The 20861-nt window shown below is 70.4% G+C and carries 17 protein-coding genes; 12 read left to right on the top strand and 5 right to left on the bottom strand.

The features are described from left to right. The 3 genes from purM to D7X99_RS11425 all read left to right on the top strand — a co-directional run. Window positions 1-929, top strand: a 929-nt coding sequence (purM, locus tag D7X99_RS11415; RefSeq protein WP_121777806.1) for a phosphoribosylformylglycinamidine cyclo-ligase, incomplete at its 5' end; no start/stop codon positions are given. Continuing rightward, complete coding sequence (gene purN / locus D7X99_RS11420) at window positions 926-1591, top strand: phosphoribosylglycinamide formyltransferase (protein WP_121777807.1); 666 nt, start codon at window positions 926-928, stop codon at window positions 1589-1591. The genes purM and purN, both read left to right, overlap by 4 nt. After that, window positions 1588-2193 (top strand): DUF523 domain-containing protein, encoded by a 606-nt coding sequence (locus D7X99_RS11425; protein WP_233613298.1) that lies wholly within the window; start codon window positions 1588-1590, stop codon window positions 2191-2193. Before purN ends, D7X99_RS11425 begins: the two co-directional genes overlap by 4 nt. A 20-nt stretch (window positions 2194-2213) precedes the next feature. On the opposite strand, the gene D7X99_RS11430 is transcribed toward D7X99_RS11425, so the two are convergent. Beyond that, a complete protein-coding gene (locus D7X99_RS11430) occupies window positions 2214-3281 on the bottom strand; it encodes an enoyl-CoA hydratase/isomerase family protein (protein ID WP_121777808.1) in 1068 nt (355 codons plus the stop codon). 83 nt (window positions 3282-3364) lie between these two features. Between D7X99_RS11430 and D7X99_RS11435 the strand changes: the two genes are divergently transcribed. The 6 genes from D7X99_RS11435 to D7X99_RS11460 all read left to right on the top strand — a co-directional run bounded on the left by D7X99_RS11435 (window position 3365) and on the right by D7X99_RS11460 (window position 9337). After that, window positions 3365-4054 carry an HAD family phosphatase gene (locus tag D7X99_RS11435; protein WP_121777878.1) on the top strand — a complete coding sequence of 230 codons (690 nt, stop codon included), beginning with the start codon at window positions 3365-3367 and terminating at the stop codon, window positions 4052-4054. A gap of 85 nt (window positions 4055-4139) precedes the next feature. Further along, a complete protein-coding gene (locus tag D7X99_RS11440) occupies window positions 4140-5660 on the top strand; it encodes an NAD(P)-binding protein (RefSeq protein WP_121777809.1) in 1521 nt (506 codons plus the stop codon). A gap of 104 nt (window positions 5661-5764) precedes the next feature. Further along, window positions 5765-5956 carry a 50S ribosomal protein L28 gene (rpmB, locus tag D7X99_RS11445; protein WP_121777810.1) on the top strand — a complete coding sequence of 64 codons (192 nt, stop codon included), beginning with the start codon at window positions 5765-5767 and terminating at the stop codon, window positions 5954-5956. A gap of 23 nt (window positions 5957-5979) precedes the next feature. Continuing rightward, a complete protein-coding gene (gene murQ, locus D7X99_RS11450; protein WP_121777811.1) occupies window positions 5980-6912 on the top strand; it encodes an N-acetylmuramic acid 6-phosphate etherase in 933 nt (310 codons plus the stop codon). Window positions 6913-7031: 119 nt separating this feature from the next. Beyond that, window positions 7032-8195 carry an anhydro-N-acetylmuramic acid kinase gene (locus D7X99_RS11455; RefSeq protein ID WP_121777812.1) on the top strand — a complete coding sequence of 388 codons (1164 nt, stop codon included), beginning with the start codon at window positions 7032-7034 and terminating at the stop codon, window positions 8193-8195. Then, window positions 8192-9337 (top strand): ATP/GTP-binding protein, encoded by a 1146-nt coding sequence (locus D7X99_RS11460; protein ID WP_121777813.1) that lies wholly within the window; start codon window positions 8192-8194, stop codon window positions 9335-9337. Before D7X99_RS11455 ends, D7X99_RS11460 begins: the two co-directional genes overlap by 4 nt. Window positions 9338-9376: 39 nt before the next feature. On the opposite strand, the gene D7X99_RS11465 is transcribed toward D7X99_RS11460, so the two are convergent. Then, window positions 9377-10462 (bottom strand): DUF4388 domain-containing protein, encoded by a 1086-nt coding sequence (locus D7X99_RS11465; RefSeq protein WP_121777814.1) that lies wholly within the window; start codon window positions 10460-10462, stop codon window positions 9377-9379. Between the two features lie 32 nt (window positions 10463-10494). Here D7X99_RS11465 and D7X99_RS11470 point away from each other — a divergent pair, with 32 nt between their 5' ends. From D7X99_RS11470 to D7X99_RS11480, 3 genes are read left to right on the top strand one after another with little or no spacing between them, the layout of a single operon-like run. Next, entirely contained in the window at window positions 10495-11430 is a 936-nt protein-coding gene (locus tag D7X99_RS11470) for a metalloenzyme (protein ID WP_121777815.1), read from the top strand. 11 nt (window positions 11431-11441) lie between these two features. Continuing rightward, on the top strand, window positions 11442-12413 hold the full coding sequence (locus D7X99_RS11475) for a hypothetical protein (RefSeq protein WP_121777816.1): 972 nt from the start codon (window positions 11442-11444) through the stop codon (window positions 12411-12413). A gap of 38 nt (window positions 12414-12451) precedes the next feature. Beyond that, a complete protein-coding gene (locus D7X99_RS11480; protein ID WP_121777879.1) occupies window positions 12452-15544 on the top strand; it encodes an alpha-amylase family glycosyl hydrolase in 3093 nt (1030 codons plus the stop codon). Here the strand turns inward: D7X99_RS11480 and D7X99_RS11485 are convergent. From D7X99_RS11485 to D7X99_RS11495, 3 genes are all read right to left on the bottom strand, one after another. Next, complete coding sequence (locus D7X99_RS11485) at window positions 15541-17283, bottom strand: TldD/PmbA family protein (protein ID WP_304997387.1); 1743 nt, start codon at window positions 17281-17283, stop codon at window positions 15541-15543. The two genes, D7X99_RS11480 and D7X99_RS11485, sit on opposite strands and share 4 nt — an antisense overlap. 93 nt (window positions 17284-17376) lie before the next feature. Next, a complete protein-coding gene (locus tag D7X99_RS11490; protein WP_121777881.1) occupies window positions 17377-18696 on the bottom strand; it encodes a nucleotide sugar dehydrogenase in 1320 nt (439 codons plus the stop codon). A gap of 71 nt (window positions 18697-18767) precedes the next feature. Then, window positions 18768-20843, bottom strand: a complete 2076-nt coding sequence (locus tag D7X99_RS11495; RefSeq protein WP_171805278.1) for an alginate lyase family protein — start codon at window positions 20841-20843, stop codon at window positions 18768-18770. Window positions 20844-20861 lie beyond the last annotated feature (18 nt).

Here is a 20861-nt window from a genome sequence, read left to right on the forward strand (position 1 = left end):
GGGTGGGTGGGTTCGGCGGCCTGTTCGCACTGCCGCCCGGCAAGTACCAGGCGCCGGTGCTGGTGGCGGGCACCGACGGGGTGGGCACCAAGCTGAAGGTGGCCTTCCTGGCGGGGCGCCATGACACGGTGGGTATCGACCTGGTCGCCATGTCGGTGAACGACATCCTCACCTGTGGCGCGGAGCCGCTCTTCTTCCTGGACTACTTCGCCACGGGGAAGCTGGAGGTGGACGCCGCGGCGGAGGTGGTCAAGGGCATCGCGCTGGGGTGCGAGCAGGCGGGGTGCGCGCTCCTGGGCGGGGAGACGGCGGAGATGCCGGGCTTCTACGCGCGGGGCGAGTACGACGTCGCGGGCTTCTGCGTGGGCGTGGTGGAGCGGTCCGCCATCATCGACGGCAAGACGGTGAAGCCGGGGGACGCGCTCATCGGCCTGACGTCGTCGGGGCTGCACAGCAACGGCTACTCGCTGGCGCGCAAGGTGCTGCTGGACGACGCGAAGCTGCCCCTGGACATGACGCCGCAGGGGCTGGACCGGCCGCTGGGTGACGCGCTCCTGGAGCCCACGCGCATCTACGTGAAGGACGCGCTCGCGCTGTGCCAGGCGGTGAAGGTGAAGGGCATGGCGCACATCACCGGCAGCGGCATCCCGGGCAACCTGCCCCGGTGCCTGCCGGACGGGACACGCGCGGTGCTGAGCGAGTCCACGTGGAAGAAGCCGGCCATCTTCGACCTCATCGCGAAGACGGGCGGCGTGGCGCGCGACGAGATGTTCAGCACGTTCAACATGGGCCTGGGCCTCATCGTCGTGGTGGCGAAGGAGGACGTGGCGAAGGCGCTGGAGGTGCTGCACGCCCGGGGCGTGGAGGCCTCCGAGGTGGGCCGGGTGGAAGCGGGCCAGGGCGAGGCCACGGCGGTCATCGACCCATGAGCGCGCGGCGGGCGCGGCTGGGGGTGCTCGTCAGCGGCGGCGGGAGCAACCTGCAGGCGTTGCTCGACGCGGCCGGGCAGGCGGACTACCCGGCCGAGGTGGCGTGCGTGCTGTCAAACGTGCCCACGGCGTTCGCGCTGGAGCGCGCCCGGAAGGCGGGCGTGCGCGCGGAGGTGGTGGACCACAAGGGCTTCGGGTCGAAGGCGGACTTCGAGGCGACGCTGTTCGGCGTGCTGGCGGACGCGGGCGTCGAGTGGGTGTGCCTGGCGGGCTTCATGCGGCTGGTGAGCGCGGACTTCCTGAAGCGCTTCCCGGGGCGCGTGCTCAACATCCACCCTTCCCTGCTGCCGGCGTTCCCGGGCCTGCATGCGCAGAAGCAGGCGCTGGAGCGCGGCGTGAAGGTGGCCGGGTGCACGGTGCACTACGTGGACGCGGGCACGGACACGGGCCCCATCATCGCGCAGGCGGCGGTGCCCGTGCTGCCGGAGGACGACGAGGCGAGCCTGAGCGCGCGCATCCTCGCGGAGGAGCACCGGTTGTATCCGCTGGCTGTGCGGCTGGCGGTGACAGGCGCGGTGACGCTGGATGGGACGCGCACGAAGGTGGCCGCACAGGTGACGGGAGACGGCACGGCGCTCCGCAGTCCGGGTGCCCCGAAGTGACGAAGGCCGTGGAGCTGTCGCATGCCACGGCGTCCGAAGCGGCGAAGGCGGTAGCACCGTCTTATGCCGCGCCCGAAGTGCAGAGCCCGGCCGGGCACGCCCCCTCGGATGACTGCGGCGAGTCGGCCCGCGATGCTCGACGGGAAGCCCTGCGCGCGGCACCCACGGTGATGGTGAGCGCGTGCCTGCTGGGCGAGGCGTGCCGCTACGACGGACGCTCGCAGCGTTCGGAGCGAGTGCTCGCGGCGCTGGAGGGCAAGGCCGTCATCCCCATCTGCCCCGAGGCCGCCGCGGGCCTGGGCATTCCGCGGCCTCCCGTGGATCTCGCGGGAGGCACGGGCGTGGACGTCTGGGCCGGCCGTGCGCGGGCCCTCACGCGCGAGACTCGCGAGGACCGCACCGCCGCGTTCCAGGACGGCGCCCAGCAGGCACTGGAGGCCGCCCGGCGGTTCGACGTCACGGTGGCGCTCCTGAAGGAGAAGAGCCCCTCATGTGGCAGCCAGCGCGTCTACGAGACGGGCGTGCTGCGCCCGGGTGAAGGCATCACCACCGCGCTGCTGCGCGCGGACGGGCGCACCGTCGTAAGCGACGAGGATCTGTAACCGTCCCCGCGCGCCGTTGATCAGCCCAGCGCGGGCAGATCCAGCTCGTCACCCGGCCGAGGCGCGAAGCACGCCTCGACCTCCGCGTCGCTCACCTCCGCGAGCGTGGCCGGGCTCCAGCGCGGCTTCTGATCTTTGTCCACCAGCACCGCGCGGATCCCCTCCTGGAAGTCCGGCCGCTGCGTCAGCGCCTGGCTCAACCGGTACTCCATGCGCGCCGTCGCGTCGTAGTCCTGGCCGCGCCCGATGCGCAGCTGCCGCAGTGTCACCCGCAGGCTCGTGGGCGACATGCGCAGCAGCGTCGCACGCGTCTCCTCCGCCCACGCCGTCCCCTCGCGCTCCAGCGCCGCGAAGATGTCCTCCACGCGGCTCCCCTGGAAGCACCGGTCGATGACCTCCGCGCGCGCCGCGAGCCCCGAAACACCGGCGTCCTGATGGAAGCCCTTCAGCACGCGCGCCGCCACCTCGCGCCCCGGTCCGCTCCAGTCCGCGGCCGCCAGCGCGCCCACCACGTCCTCCAGCCGCGAGGACTCCACCCGATGCGTCGCGTACCCCAGCCACAGCGCATCCGCCGCGTCACACCGCGCGCCGGTGAGCCCCAGGTACGCCCCTGCCTCGCCCGGAAAGCGCGGGAGGAACCAGCCACCGCCCACGTCCGGGAAGATGCCGATGGCCGTCTCAGGCATCGCGAGCACCAGCTTCTCCGTCACCACACGGAAGGCCCCGTGCGCGGACAGCCCCAGCCCACCGCCCATGCAGATGCCATCCACCCACGCGATGAACGGCTTGGGGAAGTGGTGGATCCGATGGTTGAGCGCGTACTCCGCACGGAAGAACTCGCGCGACAGCGACATGTCCGACCGTGCGACCGAACTGGCCACCGCGCGCACGTCCCCTCCCGCACAGAAGGCCCGACCCCCTGCCCCGCTGATCACCACCGCCTTCACGGACGGATCCGCCGCCCAGGCATCCAATTGGGGATACAGCGCCCGGCACATCTCCAGCGAGAGCGCGTTGAGCGCCTTCGGTCGATTGAGGGTGACCAGGCCCACGGCCCCCCGAGTCTCCAGCAGCACGTCCTCGCTCATGGCGTGGGGGATATCAGCCCGGAAGGGGCTCGCATGGGAGATTCAGGGGTGACATGGCGGAGGAAATCGGTATTGGGGAGAACATGACTCCCGCAGCCGCCCCCCTGCTCGCCGCCGTCTTCGACATGGATGGCACGCTCGTCGACAACATGGACTTCCACAACCGCGCCTGGGTGACACTCGCCCGGAAACTCGGTCTGGATGGCCTGACCGCGGAACGCTTCCAGAACGAGTTCGCGGGAAAGAAGAACGAGGAGATCCTCCCGCAGCTGTTGGGCCGCACCCTCTCCGTCGCGGAGCTTGACGCGCTCGCCGAGGAGAAGGAATCCCACTACCGCGCCATCTACCGGCCCTATCTGGCGCTGCACCGGGGCGCGGAGGGCTTCCTGCACCGCCTGCGCGACGCGAACCTGCCCCTGGCCGTGGCCACCGCCGCGCCGCACGGCAACCGCGAGCTGGTGCTGGACGGGCTCTCCGTGCGCCCGCTCTTCGCCTGTGTCGTCGGCGCTGAACAGGTGACGCGCGGCAAGCCCGCGCCGGACATCTTCCTCGCGGCGGCGAAGGCCCTCCAGGTGCCCCCCGAGTCGTGCCTCGCCTTCGAGGACGCCATCAACGGAGTGCTCTCCGCGCGCGCCGCCGGCATGGTCACCGTGGGCATCACCACCACCACGACCGCGGAGGCGCTGAAGAACGCGGGGGCCCACTACACCGCCCCGGACTTCGACACGCTGCCCCCGGAGCTGCTCGCCCGCCTCTTCAGGTCCAGGGCCTGAGGGGGCACATACGCCCCACCCCGGCGTGTCAGGAAGGCGCCAAAAGGGCGCCAGACGCGGTGACGTTGTGTAGTGTTCGGCGGCCATGTCGACGTCCTCCGCCAAACTCAAGCTCCCCTCGGGCCCGTCCCGGCACGTGTACGACGTCATCGTGCTGGGCAGCCAGGTCGGAGGCGCGCTCGCCGCCGCGCTCCTGGCGAAGCGCAACCACCGCGTGTTGCTGGTGGAGCACGACGGCATGGGGCCCGGCTACGAGCACGACGGCTTCGTGCTGCCCTACGCCCCCTTCGTCGCGCCGCCCCTCAAGGCGATGCCCGCCGTGGACGAGGCCCTCAACGAGCTGGGCCTCTCCACCGCCATCGGCCGCGCGCTGCGCCCCCACGCGCCGGAGCTCCAGCTGGTGCTGCCCCGGAACCGGGTGGACCTGGTCGGGGACGCCGCCCGACGCCGCACGGAGCTGACGCGCGAGTTCGGCGAGGCCGGCGAGGGCATCCAGGGCGCACTCGCGGGCAGCGCAGCGCAGCACGAGTCCACCGACGCCTTCTTCAAGGCCGGGCCCCAGCTGCCGCCCGACGGCTTCTTCGAGGGCTGGAAGCTCAAGGGACAGATCAAGGATCACCCGGCCCTGGACGCCACGCCCCGGCTCGCGGGCGAGGATCCGGCGCTGTCGCTGGTGCGTGGCCTGCTGCCCTTCCTCGTGCACCTGGAGAAGCCTGGCGCGCCCCTGGCGCAAACGCGGGCCCTGTCCCAGGTGCTCACCGCGCCGTCCACGTACCCGGGCGGAATGGACGCCCTGCGCGACGTGCTCACCCGGCGGCTGACGGAGCTGGGCGGCGACGTGCTGGGCCGCGACAACCCGGCGGGCTTCATCGTCGAGGAGCTCGCGTTCGACGGCAGCAAGTTCTCCGGCGTGAAGCTGGTGCGCTCGGACACGCTCTACCGCGCGTCGTGCCTGGTGACGGCCACGGACTCCGGGGCGCTGCGCCGGCTGGTGACGGACAAGAAGCACAACCGCGGCCTGCTGGAGCACCTGGATCAGTCCAACATCAAGTCGCTGCTCTTCAGCGTGAACTGGGTGGTGCCGGAGGCGGCGCTCCCGCGCGGCATGGGCGAGCTGGTGCTCGTGGACACGCAGGACCCGGAGCTGGGCCCGCTGCTCGTGCAGCAGCACCCGGCGCGCACGGCCGCGGCCTCCGGGCCCAAGGACGTGGAGGGCGTGCGCGTGGTGTGCGCGGGCGCCTTCGTCCCGGCCTCCGCGCGCGAAGAGGGCGAGGAGCACCTCCAGGCGCTGGCGACCCGCATCGACGCGCACCTGGACCGGCTGATGCCCTTCACGAAGCAGCACCGCGCGCTGCGCTCGGTCCCCTACCTGGACGCCGGCGGAGTGCGTGGCAGCCGGCTCATGCCCCACCCGCTCTACAGCTTCGAAACGGAAGCCTTCCTGGGCGTCACGGGGTTGAAGCAGCGCACGCCCGCGAAGAACGTGATCCTGGCGGGCCGCGAGGTGCTGCCCGGCCTGGGCCTGGAGGGCGAGCTGCTCGCGGGCATGCGGGCCGCGAAGCTGGTACAGGACATGTTGAAGAAGAAGGATCCGCTCAAGGGATAGGTCCCGGGTCGGATCCGGCTGGATTTCCGGCCTGTTTCTGGTAGGGTCCGCCGCTCTTTTATGGGCTGCTGTCGAACGCCCCAGTTTTCAAGGAGTTAGCAGTCATGGCGTGGAAGTGCGACCTCTGTGGGAAGCGTCCGCTGGTGGGTAACAACGTCAGCCACGCGAACAACAAGACCAAGAAGCGGACCCTGCCGAACCTGCAGAAGCTGCGGGCGAACGTGAACGGCAGCATCCAGCGCGTTCTGGCCTGCACCCGCTGCATCAAGGCGGGCAAGGTGACCAAGGCCGCCTGAAGTCCGGGAGCCTTCCGGTGGGCATGACGCGCGCTCGAAAGTCCGCGCTTCCGCCCACCGAACGGCTCCATCCCCGTGCGGATGACCTGGACCTCCTCCCTGTCGAGGCGGTCGTCCGACGGTTGCATCAAGAAGACCTGATCGCGCTCCGCGCGCTCCGTGAGGCGTTGCCGTCCATCGCGACGGCGGCCCGGGCCGTGGCGGAAGCGTTGCACGCTGGCGGCCGGCTGCTCTACGTGGGCGCGGGAACCAGCGGCCGGCTCGGCGTACTCGACGCGAGCGAATGTCCCCCCACCTTCGGTGTCCCGGCGACGCGGGTCCAGGCGGCCATCGCTGGCGGCCGACGGGCCCTGACGCGTGCCGTGGAAGGCGCCGAGGACGACGTCGCAGCGGGGGCCCGGGCGGTGCGGGCGTTCCGGGCGACGGCGCGGGACGTGGTGTGCGGCATCTCCGCGTCGGCCTCCACGCCCTATGTCCGGGGCGCGCTGGACGAGGCCCGCGAGCGTGGGACGCGCACGGTGCTGGTGTGCTGCAACCCGCCGGGGCCGGCCATGCACGCGGACACGGTGGTGCTGGCGCGCACGGGGCCGGAGGTGGTGGCGGGCTCCACGCGGCTGAAGGCGGGCACGGCGACGAAGCTCGTGCTCAACGCCATCACCACCGCGGCCTTCGTGTCACTGGGCCACGTGTACCGGGGGCGCATGGTGGACGTGCGCCCCACGAACACGAAGCTGCGGGCCCGAGCGGTGCGGATGGTCGCGGAGCTGACGGACCTGCCCACCGCGCGGGCGGAGGCGCTGCTCCAGGCCGCGGGGGACCACGTGAAGCTGGCGCTGGCCATGCACTTCACGGGGCTTCCGGCCGGCCAGGCCCGGCGCCGATTGAAGGACGCGGGCCTGCGAGGGCTCGAACGCCCGGCGGCAATCCGAGCGCCGCGTCGGCGCCCCACGCGTTGAGGCGGCGAGGGCCCGCGGTCCCTCCAAAATCCGACAGGGTGGGCGTCACTCCCAGACACACGAGGTGCCCCGCGGGCCGGGGTCCGGCGGCCGTGGGAGCGGGCCTTTAGACTTGGGGCATGCACCCCGCCACGCCACCCTCCCCCTCCCTGCCGCCCCGGCTGTGCGTGGGCGTGCTGTCCGGCACCAGCGTGGACGCGGCGGACGCGGCGCTGTGCCGGGTGGATGGCACCGGCGCGGACGTGAAGATCCAGCTGCTCGCGCATGTCTCCCATCCCTTCACGCCGGACCTGGTCGCGCGGGTGCTGGGCCCCCAGGACGCCCGGAGCCTCTGCGCCCTCAACTTCGAACTGGGAGAGCGCTTCGCCGAAGCCGTGCTGGCCGTCATCGCGCGCGCGGGCGTGAAGCGCGAGGACGTCCACGTCGTCGGCTCGCACGGCCAGACGATGGCCCACCTGCCTTCCGACCTGTCCGCCATCGCCTCCACGCTCCAGATTGGCGAAGCGGCCGTCATCGCCGAGCGCACCGGCCTGCCCGTCGTCAGCGACTTCCGCACCCGAGACATGGCGGTGGGCGGCCAGGGCGCTCCGCTCGTGCCCTACCTGGACTGGGCCGTCTTCCGGAACCGCGAGCGGCCGGACGTCACGCGCGCGTTCCTCAACCTGGGCGGCATCGCCAACATCAGCGTCGTGGGCGAGCACGTGGACGACACGCTCGCGTTCGACACCGGACCCGCGAACATGGTGTTGGACGGCCTGGCGCGCCGGGTGACGAAGGGACAACTCGCGTGCGACCGGGACGGGAGCCTGTCCTCCCAGGGACAGGTGATCCCCGAGCTCCTGGAAGAGCTGCTCGCGCATCCGTTCCTCGCGCGGCCACCCCCGCGCAGCGCGGGCCGCGAGGGCTTCGGCGAACCGCTGGTGGATCGGCTCTGGGCGGCGGCCCCGGAGCGGCCCCACGACTTGATGGCCACCGCGCGGGCCTTCACCGTGGAGGCCACCGCGCGCGCCTTCGACACCTGGGTGCGGCCCCGCTTTCCTCGGCTGGAGGCCGTGTATGTCTCCGGCGGCGGGACGCGGAATCCTGTGCTCATGGCGGATCTTCGGGCGCGGCTGGCCCCGGTGCCGCTGGAGCGGCTGGACGTGCTGGGCTTCCCCGAAGAGGCGAAGGAAGCGGCCCTCTTCGCCCTGCTCGCGGCCGAGCACCGGGCCGGGACGCCCGCGAATGTTCGCCCGGCAACTGGCGCCGGGCGCCGAGTCGTTCTAGGTAAGCTGACACCGTGAGCAGCGTGAACCTGATGGCCCGCGAAGTGGCCGCGAAGATCGTCTTCTACGGCCCCGGCCTGTCGGGGAAGACGACGACCCTGCGAAAGGTCTACGAGACCGTTCGCCCGGCCCACCGCGGCGAGATGATGTCCATCGCCACCGAAGGCGACCGGACGCTGTTCTTCGACTTCCTACCAGTGAAGGTGGAGCGCGTGGGCGACTGCTCCGTGCGCCTGGCCCTCTACACCGTGCCCGGACAGGTCTTCTACAACGCCACCCGCAAGCTGGTGCTCCAGGGCGCGGACGGCGTCGTGTTCGTGGCGGACTCGCAGGCGGAGGCCATGGACGCCAACCGCGAGTCCCTGGCGAACCTGGAGGAGAACCTCCTGGAGAACGGCATCCGCCTGGACCGCTTCCCACTGGTGATGCAGTGGAACAAGCGGGACCTGGACAACATCCTCTCCGTGGAGGACCTGCGCCGGGAACTCAACCCGCGCGGCGTCCCCGACTTCGAGACGGCCGCCGCCAACGGCCGCGGCGTGATGGACGCGCTCAAGACCATCACCCGGCTGGTCATCAAGGACCTGCGCGCCAAGCGCATCGTCCCGCCGCCCCGCACCGCCCCGACGGGCGAGGCCCCCGCGGGCCTGGAGGCGCAGCTCTCGCAGCACCTGCACCACCGTCAGCCCCCGGCCGGGACGCCGCCCGCGCCTGCCAGCCCCACCGCCGCCACCATCGCCGCCACGCCCGTGCCCCGCACGCTGACGACGCCCGCTCCGCCGCGCGTGGAGCCCGCCGCCATGCCCGCCGTGGCCGTGACGCCGAACACGGGCAGCAAGCTCCTGGGGCCCACGAGCGCGCTGGCGCCGGGGGACCTCTTCGACCACGCCCGGGCCGCGGAGGCCGCCTTCACCGCCGGGGACTACACCACCTGCGTCACCGCCTGCACCGACGCCGTCCGCCGCGCCATGGCGTTCGCGGGTGAAGGCTCCCTGGCCCAGCAGGCCTTCCTGCTGCACGTGGATGGCTCGGACCTGCTGCGCCTGCAGGGGCTGTCCACGCTGCCACAGCTGCGCGTGGACGACGCGGCGTTCGCGCTCTACGTCCTCATGCAGGTCTTCGTGCGACTCAACGCCGTGGGGCTTCCGACCGCCGGGTGATTCGCATGGGGCACGGCCCCCAGGCCGTGCCCCAAAGACTCAACGCGGGAGCGTGAGCTGCAACAGGCCCATGCGGTGCAGCTTCGCCAGCGTCTTGAGCGTCTCCAGCTCTCGCGCGGGGCTGGCCAGCACCACCGTGGACACATCCCACGTCCCGCTGACGAGCCCGGCGATCTGCCGCTCCTCCGGCTTGAGCATCACCATCGCATGGGGGGCCTGGATGAGCTGCGGCACCACCAGCGGCGGCAGGTCCGCGTAGAGCGCGGCCACGTGCTCGCGCTGCACCAGGCGCGCGAACTCGCGCACGCGCCGGTCCGCGGGGTCGCTGGCCAGCAGGGACGCGCACACGATGCCGGCCGCGTCGTACTGGCCCTCGCGCATCAGCACCGCGCCCTTCTCCAGCATCTCCGCCACCGGATCCGCTTCCACCTGCGGCGCGCCGTCCACCTCCACCAGCTTCGCGCGGAGCAGCTCGTGCACCCGGCGCGTCACCGATGAGCGCGACACACCCATGGACAGCCGCAGCCGCCCCAGGTTCTGCGGCGTCGTCGTCAGCGCCAGGATGATCCGGTGCATCAGGGGCTGGCTGGGGCTGGGCGGCGCCAGCGCCTTCACGCTCAGCGCGTCGATGGGCAGCGCCCTGTCCACGTCCCCCTGCTCGTCCACCCAGCGCAGGGACTCGAAGAGCAGCTCGCGGATGCTCATGTCGGACGGCACCCAATCCTCACCGGTGCGGTCCGCGTCCTCCGTCCAGTGGAAGGTGCCCTGCCCCGCGATGGTCAGGTCCGTCATCGCCGCGAACAGCTCCTCGCGGCCCAGGTCGCGCACCCACCGCGCCTGCACACCGTGCGCGTCGAAGGCCGCGTCCACGTCCGGCGTGCGCGCCAGCTCGTCGAACGCCGCCAGCACGCGCGTGCCCGCCGCCAGCTTCGGCAGCGACAGCAGGCGGGCCACCCGGCCGCGCAGGCCTTCGCTCGCGGTGGCGCCCACCTGGCCGGACAAGAGGAACAACTTGCGCTCGCCTGCCTCCCACGACAGCTGGAGCGTCCCCGTCTTGCGGGAGCTGTCCAGCCATTGAAGGAACTCGGGGAGCGGGTAGCTGAAGAGGTCGCCGTGGATGGCCATGCGTGTCGGATTCGAGGATACAGTCCCAGGCCGTGCGCGTCGCGGTCCTGTTCATCGACGGGGTGGGCATCGGACGGAAAGACCCGGCCGTGAACCCGCTCGCGGACCGCGACCACCTCCTGGCCTGGTTCCAGGACGCCCCCGCCCCCCTCCTGCCCCATGGCGGCGTGGGCCTCCCGGTGGACCCCACCTTCGGCGTGCCCGGCCGGCCCCAGTCCGCCTCCAACCAGACGGCCATCCTCACCGGTGACCCCGCCCCTGTCCTCGTGGGCGGCCACGTGCTGGGCTACCCCAACACCGCCCTGCGGGATTTGCTCGCCGAGCGCTCCATCGTACGGCGCCTCAAGGCCGCGGGCCGCACCGCCACCTTCGCCAACGCGTACCCCGCGCCCTACCTGGACGCGCTCGGCGTTCCCCGGCGCCCGTCCACGTCCCCGCCGGAGTTCACCCTGTCGGAGCGCGCCGCGCGAAAGGTGCGCCCCTCCGCCGCGAAGCTCGCCTTCGCCGCGGGAGGCGAATTGCTGCGCACGCTGGACGACGCGCGGGCCGGTGACGGCCTCACCCACGACATCACTGGCGTCGCCGCGCGCGCATACGGATTGGACGTGCCCCACCGCACGCCCGGAGAAGCCGCGGCCCTCTTCTGGCGCATCGCCGGACAGGCGGACTTCACCTTCTTCGAGCACTACCTCGCCGACGAGGCCGGCCACGCCCAGGACTTCACGGCCGCCCGCCTGGCACTCGACACCTTCGACGCCTTCCTGCGCGCCGTGGCGGCCACCCGCCCGCACGACGCGCGCGTGTTGGTGTGCAGTGACCACGGCAACGTGGAAGACCTGTCGGTTCGAGGACACACCGTGCACGCCGTGCCCATGCTCTACTTCGGCCCCTCCGCCCCGGAGGTAGCGTCGTTCTCCACCGTCGCGGACGTGGGCCGCTCGGTGATCCGCTGGCTCGGGGCCAACTAGAGGGACGCAGGATGCGGGTGGGCGGTACCGGACGATGGAGCCTGTTGCCCGCCCTGCTCGCGGCAACGGTCCTCCTTTCCGCGTGCGCCGCCGCGCCGAAGAAGGCCGACAGCCCCACCGCCACGCTGGCGCTGCCCGGCGGTGAGTTCCTCTTCGAGCACTCCGCGAAGGACACCCAGGCCGCGGACATGGTCCGCCGCGCCGTGGAGAACGCCGGGCCCATCCTGGCCCGCTGGGGCACCTTCCAGGAGCCCGTCACCCTGGTCATCCACCCGAACCACGCCGCCCTGGAGCGCGCCGCCCGCCGCTCCGGCTACGACTTCCTGCGAGCCTGGGCCCGCTACGAGCAGGTGGAGGTCCAGAGCCCCCGCACCTGGACGCGCGCCGGCGCCACCCAGAAGCAGGTGGACGAGCTGCTCCTGCACGAGCTCACCCACAGCCTCATGTGGCAGGCGTCCGCCTCCGTGTCCGACTGGACGAAGAAGGGCATCCCCATCTGGTTCAGCGAGGGCATGGCCTCGTACACCGCCGGACAGGGCTACCGCGTCCCCAGCCTGGAGGACCTGTCCCGCTTCCTCCACCAGTACCCCCAGGCGGATCCACTCGCCCGCGCCGAATCGCTCTACGAGACCGAGAACGCCACCGTCTACGGCGCCGCCCACCACGCCTTCACCTTCCTCATGGATCGCTACGGAGAGGTGCGCGTCCGGGGCGTCCTCGCCTCCATGCGCCGGGGCCAGGACTTCACCGGAGGCTTCCTGGAGGCCATCGGGCTGCCCGTGGACGCCTTCCTCCGCGACTTCCGCCGCTACGTGTACCTGCGGGGCTTCAAGGGGGGCCGGCTGACCCCACCCCTGGTCCTTCCACGCCCGGAAGGTCGCGGAATTCCTGGGAATCCCAAGCTCCCAGCGCCACCTGCCCCACATTCGCCCACTTCCACGCCCCCGGACACAACTCCGGTGGCCCCAAGCCCGACAAGTTGAGCAAGCCCGCTATGCGTGGGCCGCCGGAGGTCTCCCCCGTGACCGATTCGAAAATCAACCGCCCGAAACTCACCTCGTCCCCCACCACGGGTAACACCACCACGGATGCCGCCACGCTGGCCGAGCGGCAGAGGGCCGCCGCCGCGAAGGCCGCCGCCGTGAAGCGCAACCAGTCCGGCTTCGAGTCCGCTCCGGCCACGGGCACGCGCGCTCCGGTGGCCGGCACCGGCAACCTGGCCCGCTCCGCCAACGCGAGCGCGCTGTTGGGCGCCGCGCCCACGTCCGCGGTGAAGAACGGCGCGACGGTGGCGAACCCCACCCCCCGCACCATCACCTTCACGTACGACGCGGGCCCGCACGCGGAGCTCACCAACCCGAAGCTCAAGGGCAGCTGGGACACGGACGGCCGCTACAACGCGCAGTGGTCCTCCGGCGGCATCCCCATGAAGTCGCTGGGCAACGGCAAGTACGAGGCCACGGTGAAGGTCGCGGACGACGGCCTGGCTCGCAACTGGGAGTGGGGCGTCAGCGTGGACGGCCCGTCCGGCAAGGACCAGTGGGCGGTGATGGGCGAGGGCAACCTCAAGTTGGACCTGTCCAAGTCCACCGCGTCCTACTCGCCCACGACGTACCACTCGATGGGCGCGCAGAAGTCCGGCCAGGACGTGAACTTCAAGTTCTGGGCGCCGGACGCGCGGGCCGTGCAGGTGAAGGTGACGGACAAGCAGGGCCGCGAGCAGCGCATCCCCATGACGCGCGACGAGGGCGGCAACTGGACCACGCAGGCCAAGGGCGCGTGGGCCCAGATGGAGGGCAAGGCCTACGTCTACGAAGTCGTGGACTCCACGGGCGCGGTCAGCGACCGGCCGGACCCCTACGCGCGCCGGATGATGGGCGAGCAGCGCGGCCTGGACCGGCTCTACCTGGACCCCACGCGCGGCAAGGAGGTGGACCGCTACTTCACCGGCGCCACCGGCCTGATGCGCTTCGACATCGACAGCGCGGAGGACGCGGACAGCGCGTTCCTGGTCCTCAAGGACGGCGACGGCAACCCGCTCAACAAGCAGCAGCTCCAGGAGCGCCTGGGCAAGTTCGACGACACGCTCATCGACAAGCTGCACGGCGGGAAGCTCAACGACTTCTGGTCGCGCAACGTCACCGACGACGGCCGCATCAAGATGACCAACCAGGCCGGCGCGTGGACGGCGCTCGTCAATGATCCGGAGAAGCTGGCTGGCCTGCGCTACGAGTTCCAGGTGTTCGACAAGGACGCGCAGGGCAAGCTCCACCTGCGCGACGACGTGAACAACGACGGCAAGCTCTCCGACACGGAGCGCCTGGCGTCGGCGGAGAACGACCCGTGGAGCGACCTGATCACCACGGGCAGCGGCGTGTCCTTCCGCGGCTCCATCCTCACCGACCCCACGACGTTCCAGTTCAAGAACGACGACGTCCCGCGTGAGAAGGATCCGTCGAAGTGGGTGGTGTACCAGCTCCACCCGGGCAGCTTCCTGGGCGAGGCGGGCAACGCCAACCGCTCCACCATGGAGGACCTGATCAAGAAGCTGGATTACTTCAAGGAGCTGGGCGTCACCACGCTGGAGCTGCTGCCCACCAACGAGGTGGAGGGCGCGCGCAACTGGGGCTACCTGGGCGTGAACAGCCTGGCCACGGAGAGCTCCTTCGGCTTCGAGGACGAGACGGGCCAGTGGGTGGAGGGCGATGAGGCCCTCAAGCGCTTCATCGACGCGGCCCACGGCAAGGGCCTCAACGTGGTGTCGGACGTCGTCTACAACCACGTCTTCGGCGACCACAACGGCCTGTGGAACGTGGGCGGCCCCAGCAACCCCTACTTCAACTGGTCCAAGGAGCCCGGCCAGTTCGAGCAGCGCGACACCCCGTGGGGCGCCGTGCCCGCGTACAACACGCCGCAGGTGAAGCAGCTGTTCGTGGACCACGCCGTGCAGCAGATCGCCGAGCTGAAGTTCGACGGTCTGCGCTTCGATTTCACGGAGCCCATCAAGGGCACGGGCGGCAAGGACGGCTGGGAGATGCTCCGGGAGATCAACCGCCAGGTGCACTTCATCAACCCGGACGCGTGGACCGTGGCGGAGCAGTTCGACTACGAGCCGGACATCTCGCGTCCGGCGAAGTCGGACGGCACGGGCGGCGGCTTCGACGCCCAGTGGTACACGGAGTTCCAGCACCGGCTGGTGCGCGACAACAGCAAGCCGGGCCTGATCCAGGCCGCCTCGCGCGGGATGAAGACGGACGTGGACGCGTTCGTGAACCTGATGACGAACCCGCGCGGCCTGGACGGCTGGAAGCACGCGCTGTCCATCATCAGCAACCACGACGAGGTGGGGAACGCGGAGCGCACCATGAACACCGCGGAGGGCGCGAACGCCACCGACTTCCCGGACAACTGGTCGCGCGGCGCCGCCCGCTTCGCCGCCGGTATCGGCATGGCCGGCCCGGGCATCCCCATGTTCTTCCAGGGTGACGAGTTCGGCGCCCAGAACGACTTCAAGTGGGGCAACCCGTCCACCTGGGACAGCGACTGGAGCTGGCAGGACGTGGGCCAGGGCGTGGACTTCGGCAAGGTGACGTTCAACGACACCACCAAGGCCACCTACGAGCGCCTCTTCGAGCTGTCCCCGGACGCGCGCGCGAAGGACAGCGCGTACAAGGCCTTCTCCGCGGACGACAAGAAGCTGTTCGGTGAAGTGGCCGCCCTGCCCGCCTCCGAGCGCAAGGACGCGATGCTGGACGTCACCCGCCGGCAGTCCTTCAGCTTCTACAAGGACTCCATCGGCCTGCGGAACAGCAGCGACGCCTTCAGCGCGGCGGCGGAGGTGAAGCGCGTCTACACCCACAACGACGACAGCGTGATGGCCTTCACGCGCAAGTCGGGCAACGAGGAGTTCCTCGTGGTGGGCAGCCTCAACCAGAAGAACCTGGAGGGCTACTCGCTGCCGCTGCCCCCGGGGCAGTGGAAGGAAGTGCTGAACAGCGACGCCTCCGTGTACGGCGGCGGCAACTTCGGCAACTACGGCGCCACGCTGAACGGCGGGAACACCCCGGTGAACATCCCCGCCGCCGGCTACGTGGTGCTGAAGAAGGTCGGCTAGTCCTTCTTCGCCTCCGGTCCGGCCGTCCCCTTCTGCGGGGCGGCCGGGCTGGGCAACAGCGGCGGCCGGTCCTTGCCCTCCATGGTGCGCTGCAGCTCCAGCTCCTGGAGCAGCACCGCGGGCGCCACGGTGGACACGGGCACGTTGCCGCTCTCCGCGCCGCAGAAGCCGTTGAACACGCCAAGCTTCTGCCCCGTGGCGAGGATGCGATTCACGGACGACAGCGGCGTGCCCACGATTTCGACCCCGCGCACCAGCGTCTCCTCGCCGGTCTTCACGTCCACGCGGTACACCATGCGCGGCACGCCCTTGAAGGCCTGGTAGCCGTAGCTGGACGTGTTGGTGTTGCCGCCGGTGATGTCGCGGATGATGAGCCCGAACGGCTTGCCCTGCCGCTTCGCCTCCGCGATGAGCATCTTCTTCAGCTCCGCGTCGCTCACCTGCTTCGTGCTGTCCACCAGCAGATTCGCCATGCGCGCCACCGGCTGGAGCGTGCCCTGTCCGCGCCCGTGGCCGTTGGACTTGGGGAAACCCTCCACCGGGTGACGGCTCATCAGGTAGCCCTTGAGCACGCCCTTCTCCACCAGGCTCACCGGCTGACCCTTCACGCCCTCCTCGTCGTAGAGGTAGTAGCCGTTGAGCGGCTCTCCGTTCACCTCGCGCCGGGACGGATCATCCCGCAGCGACAGGAAGGCCGGGAGGATCTGCTTCCCCTCCTGTCCCTTGAACGTCTTGCCGTCGGTGTCGCCGTCCTGCCGGTCCGCTTCCAGCCGGTGGCCCAGCGTCTCGTGGAAGAGCACGCCCGCGGCCTCCGGCGCCAGGATGGCCGGGCCCGCGTACGGGGTGATGGCCGGTGCCTGCCGCAGCGCGAGCAGCTCGTCGATGACCTTCTGCGCCGCCGCCTGCACGCGTGCGTCGTCGGGCATGCCCGCTTCCGTGGGCAGGTAGAAGCTGCGCGAGTTGTCGAGCAACTGCCCGTCCGGCGCGCGCGTCACAGCCGAGACGTGGAACGCGTACAGCGTCTCCTCCGTGATGAGGCGCGTGCCTTCCGAGGACACGAACAACCGCGTGACCTTGTCCGCGGTGATGCGCACTTCTGAATCGAACAGCTCCGGGTGCGCGTTGAAGCGCGCGGACACGTCGCGCGCCAGCTTGCGCCACTTCTGGCGATCAAACGGGAACGCCACCGGCGGCTGCACGTAGGTGGCCGGCGTCTCCTTGGAGAAGGACGCGGGGCGCTTGGGGTCCTCCACCGAGTAGACGTCCTCGCCCTTCTTCTTCAGGTACTGGAAGAGGGCGGCCTTGTACTTCTCGTCGGTGACGAGCCACAGCGCCGTGCGCAGCGCGAGCGGCGAGTCGTCCTGCGGCCCGTCCTTGCGCGCGGTGAAGCTGGAGCCCTTGCTGGTGCTGAAGCCGAAGTCGAGCGAGTCCGCCACGGAGCTGTCGTAGTCGTAGCTGCCCACGCGCACGTCCACGCCCAGCTTGCGCTCGCGGTAGTCGTCGTCCTGGAACAGCGCTCCGTAGCGCGCGAGGATCAACCGCGACTCGTAGTCCTTCACGCCGTAGCTCAGGAAGTACGGCGCTTCATGGCCGTTCACCTTGAGCTGCTGCTGGTTGCGCTGAAGCTCCGCGCTCATCGCGTCCAGCAACGGAGCGCGAGGGTCGGGAACGGGCGCCGCGCCCATCAGCAGCGACGCGGCCATGAGCATCGGGAACAGGGGACGGGAGGAGCCGGGCACGGCCACGCACTGTAGCCACAAACGCGGCGAGGGCCCTCCCCTCACGCACCCTGGCGTGAAGCGAGGACCCTCCTGCCCGCATGCCCTGTTCGCTTACGCCTTGACGATCTTCTCGCGGCCCTGCGTGACGGCCTTGGTCGCGTTGCGCGTGTCGACGACGATGTTCGAGCGCTGGACCAGCTCGTTGTAGTCGATGTGCGAGTGGTCCGTGAGGATCATCACCGCGTCGTACTGGCTGAGCGTCTCCGGGTCGAGCGGGACGGACTTCATCTCCATGTTGAAGCCGTGGCCCTTGTGCAGCTCCTTCACGAACGGGTCGTGGTACGCAATCTCCGCGCCCTTCTCCTTGAGGAGCGTCATCACGCGCAGCGACGGGGACTCGCGGAAGTCGTCGATGTCCTTCTTGTACGCCGCGCCGATGCAGAGGACCTTCGCGCCGTTGAGGACCTTCTTGTTCTGGTTGAGCGCCTCCATCGTGCGCTGCACCACGTAGTAGGGCATCTGCCAGTTCACCTCACCGGCCAGCTCGATGAACTTGGTGTGGAACTCGAACTCGCGCGCCTTCCACGTCAGGTAGAACGGGTCGATGGGGATGCAGTGCCCGCCCAGGCCGGGGCCCGGGTAGAACGGCTGGAAGCCGAAGGGCTTGGTGCTGGCGGCCTGGATGACCTCCCACACGTCCACGTTCATGCGGTCGCAGAGCATCTTCATCTCGTTGACCATGGCGATGTTCACGCAGCGGTAGATGTTCTCCAGCAGCTTGGAGAGCTCCGCGACGCGCGTGGAGGACACCGGCACCACTTCCTTCAGGGCGCTGCCGTAGAGGGCGACCGCCACCTCCAGGCACGCGGGCGAGTAGCCGCCCACGACCTTCGGAATCGTCTTGGTGTTGAAGCCCTTGTTGCCCGGGTCCTCGCGCTCGGGGCTGAAGGCCAGGAAGAAGTCCACGCCCGCCTTGAGGCCGCCCTTCTCCAGCAGGGGCTTGAGGATCTCCTCGGTGGTGCCCGGGTAGGTGGTGGACTCCAGGATGAAGAGCTGGCCGGGGCGCACGTACGGCGCCAGGGCCTCGCCCGTCTGGATGATGAAGGTCATGTCCGGCTCACGCGACGCGGTCAGCGGCGTGGGGACGCAGATGATGACGCAGTCGAGTTCGCGGGACTTCGCGAAGTCGTTGGTCGCCTTGAGCTTGCCGGCGTTGGTGAGCTCCGCCAGCGGCGCGCTGGGGATGTGCTTGATGTAGCTCTCACCCTTGCCAATCTTGTCGATCTTGCGCTGGTCGACGTCCAGCCCCGTGACCGGGAAGCCCGCTTCCGCGAAGGCCATGCCCAGCGGAAGACCGACGTACCCGAGACCCACCACGCCCACCTTCGCTTCCCGATTCTGAATCCGACCCAGCAACGGGTTGCCAACCATCACGCGCATTGTCGTTACTCCCAGCAGTTGACGTGCGGCCTCGCCGGCTCACACGTCCCGACCCACACCAATCACCTGAAGACGAACACCCACCCCAACCATGCCGGAGGCGTCAGCTGCCTCCGGAACTCCACCGACACCGCCGGCACCACGCGCCCATACGCGGGCGAGTAGCGAGACGGCACGAGCAGGGTCTCCAACCCCCGCCCGAAGAGCACCCAACCCGCGGGGGCATCCGCCGGTCCAATCTCCAGGGCCCGTGCATCGAAGGCCTCCGGGCCCTCCTGCACGCGCCCCGCCCGCGCCACCACTTCCGCCGCGGGCTGGCACCACCGCGCCTGCGCATCTGGCAGGTGCAAACGTCCAACCACCTCATGACGGCCCGTTCCGACGAGCCGGTCCCCCACGGCCAGCGCGCGCACGTGCCGGTCGAGGAAGAAAGTCCTCTCAATCCCTACCGGGGCCGGCAGGTGGCGGTAGCCGTCATGGCGCACCACCAACCGGTCATGCTTCGCGCCGGGCTGGAAGGCCACGACGCGAGCCCGGGCATCCTCCGGCAGCGCGAACAGCCGCGCCGGATCCAACGGGGCCTGCTCCGCCCCATCCACCTGAAGCGTGTTGTGCGCCGCGGTGCTCCGCATCGCGTTGCGCAGGGCCGGATCCCGCGTGTACGAACCCGTGCCTGAATCGACGATGACGGGGCGGCCGGCGAGGTGAAGCTCGAAGGAAAGTTTGTCGTTGTGGCTGTGTCCTCCGACGCCTCGCTGCCCCTGTTTTCCGGCCGAGACGGTGAGCACGACCCCTTCGCCGCGCAAGATGTGAAAGCCACCTTCCGAAAAGCTTACCGACGCGGGCGCCGGAGCCACGGGCAGCGCGTTGAAACGCACCAGGCCCGCGTCGCCCAGGAGCCACGCCGCCTCGTCCGGGAACACGCCGCCGCCCAGCCCCGCGTCGTTGAAGAGCGCCGCGCCCAGCCCCGCGAGGTAGCTGTGATCCCCGTCCTCGCGCTCCTGGAACGGGAACACGCGGCCGCTGTCGTTGTCGCCAATCTGGGGCGCCAGGCCGGCTTCCGACGACCAGGCGCGGGCCGCGACGAACATCAATCGCAGACGCGACTCATACGCGGGGCCCATCGACACGCCCGCGCCGCGAGCGACCAGGAAGGCCAGCGTGAACAACTCCACCGACAGGCGGTGGTAGGGAATGGAGCCCTCGAAGGACGTGCCCTCGGGGTGAACCTGCGCCTCCATCTGGGTGCGCAGGCCGTTCGCCGCGAGCGCCACCTGACGGGGCGCGCCGGGCAGCTCCGGGAAGAGCAGCCCCACCACCGCCAACCCCACGTAGTTGGAGACGAGGTGGTTGTTGGGCACCGCGCTGGTGTCCTCCAGGTGGGCCTCCACCCAAGCGCAGTGCTCCGCGAGCGCGCCCAGCACGGGCACCAGGAACTCCGGACGGCGCACCTGGGGCGCGTCCGCGAACATCACCAGCGCCTGCGCGATGTTGGCCGCGCGCAGGGCAATCTCCATGGGACACGTCCAATGGACGCCCATGCCCACGGGGTTCGCCTGCAGGAAGTCCAGCGTCTGCGCGACGAAGGCCGTGGCGAAACGCGAGCGCTCGGCTTCGGTGTCCGCCACCCACGCGCCCTGGGCCAGGGACAGCGCGCTGTCCAGCCGGGCCATCACCCACGGGTACTTCGGATCCATGCCCGTCACGTGCAGCGGCATGCGCTCCACGGGATCCACCGGATACTGCCGGCCGCTCACCGGCTCCAGGGACCAGTCCACCGGCTTGCCTTCGCCGAAGGCCACCTTCATGCCGAAGACGTCCCACTCCTGACGGAGCGCCTGTTCGGCGCGCTCGAGCGTGCGCACCTTCGCGCCCGGAAGCTTCTGGATGGCGGCGCGAACGGACTCGCGCTGCGACAGTTCGCACCAGACGCGCGAGGTGCGGTGATCCAGCGCGAGCGTCACCAGGTCCTCGGCGCGGGTGGCACCGAAGGACTCCAGCAGCTGCGCCTCGTCCACCTGCTCCCGGCGGCGGTACAGCGCCTGCCGTGCGACCTTCTGGACCCGGCGGACCGCGCTCTTCGCGAGCGCCCCAGGCGCCATCCGAGCCATCGTCGCGTAGTAATCGAGAGTACCCATCCGCCCCTTCCCGCCCAG

Origin of the sequence: Corallococcus sp. AB032C (assembly GCF_003668935.1) — a bacterium.
Lineage (GTDB): Bacteria > Myxococcota > Myxococcia > Myxococcales > Myxococcaceae > Corallococcus > Corallococcus exiguus.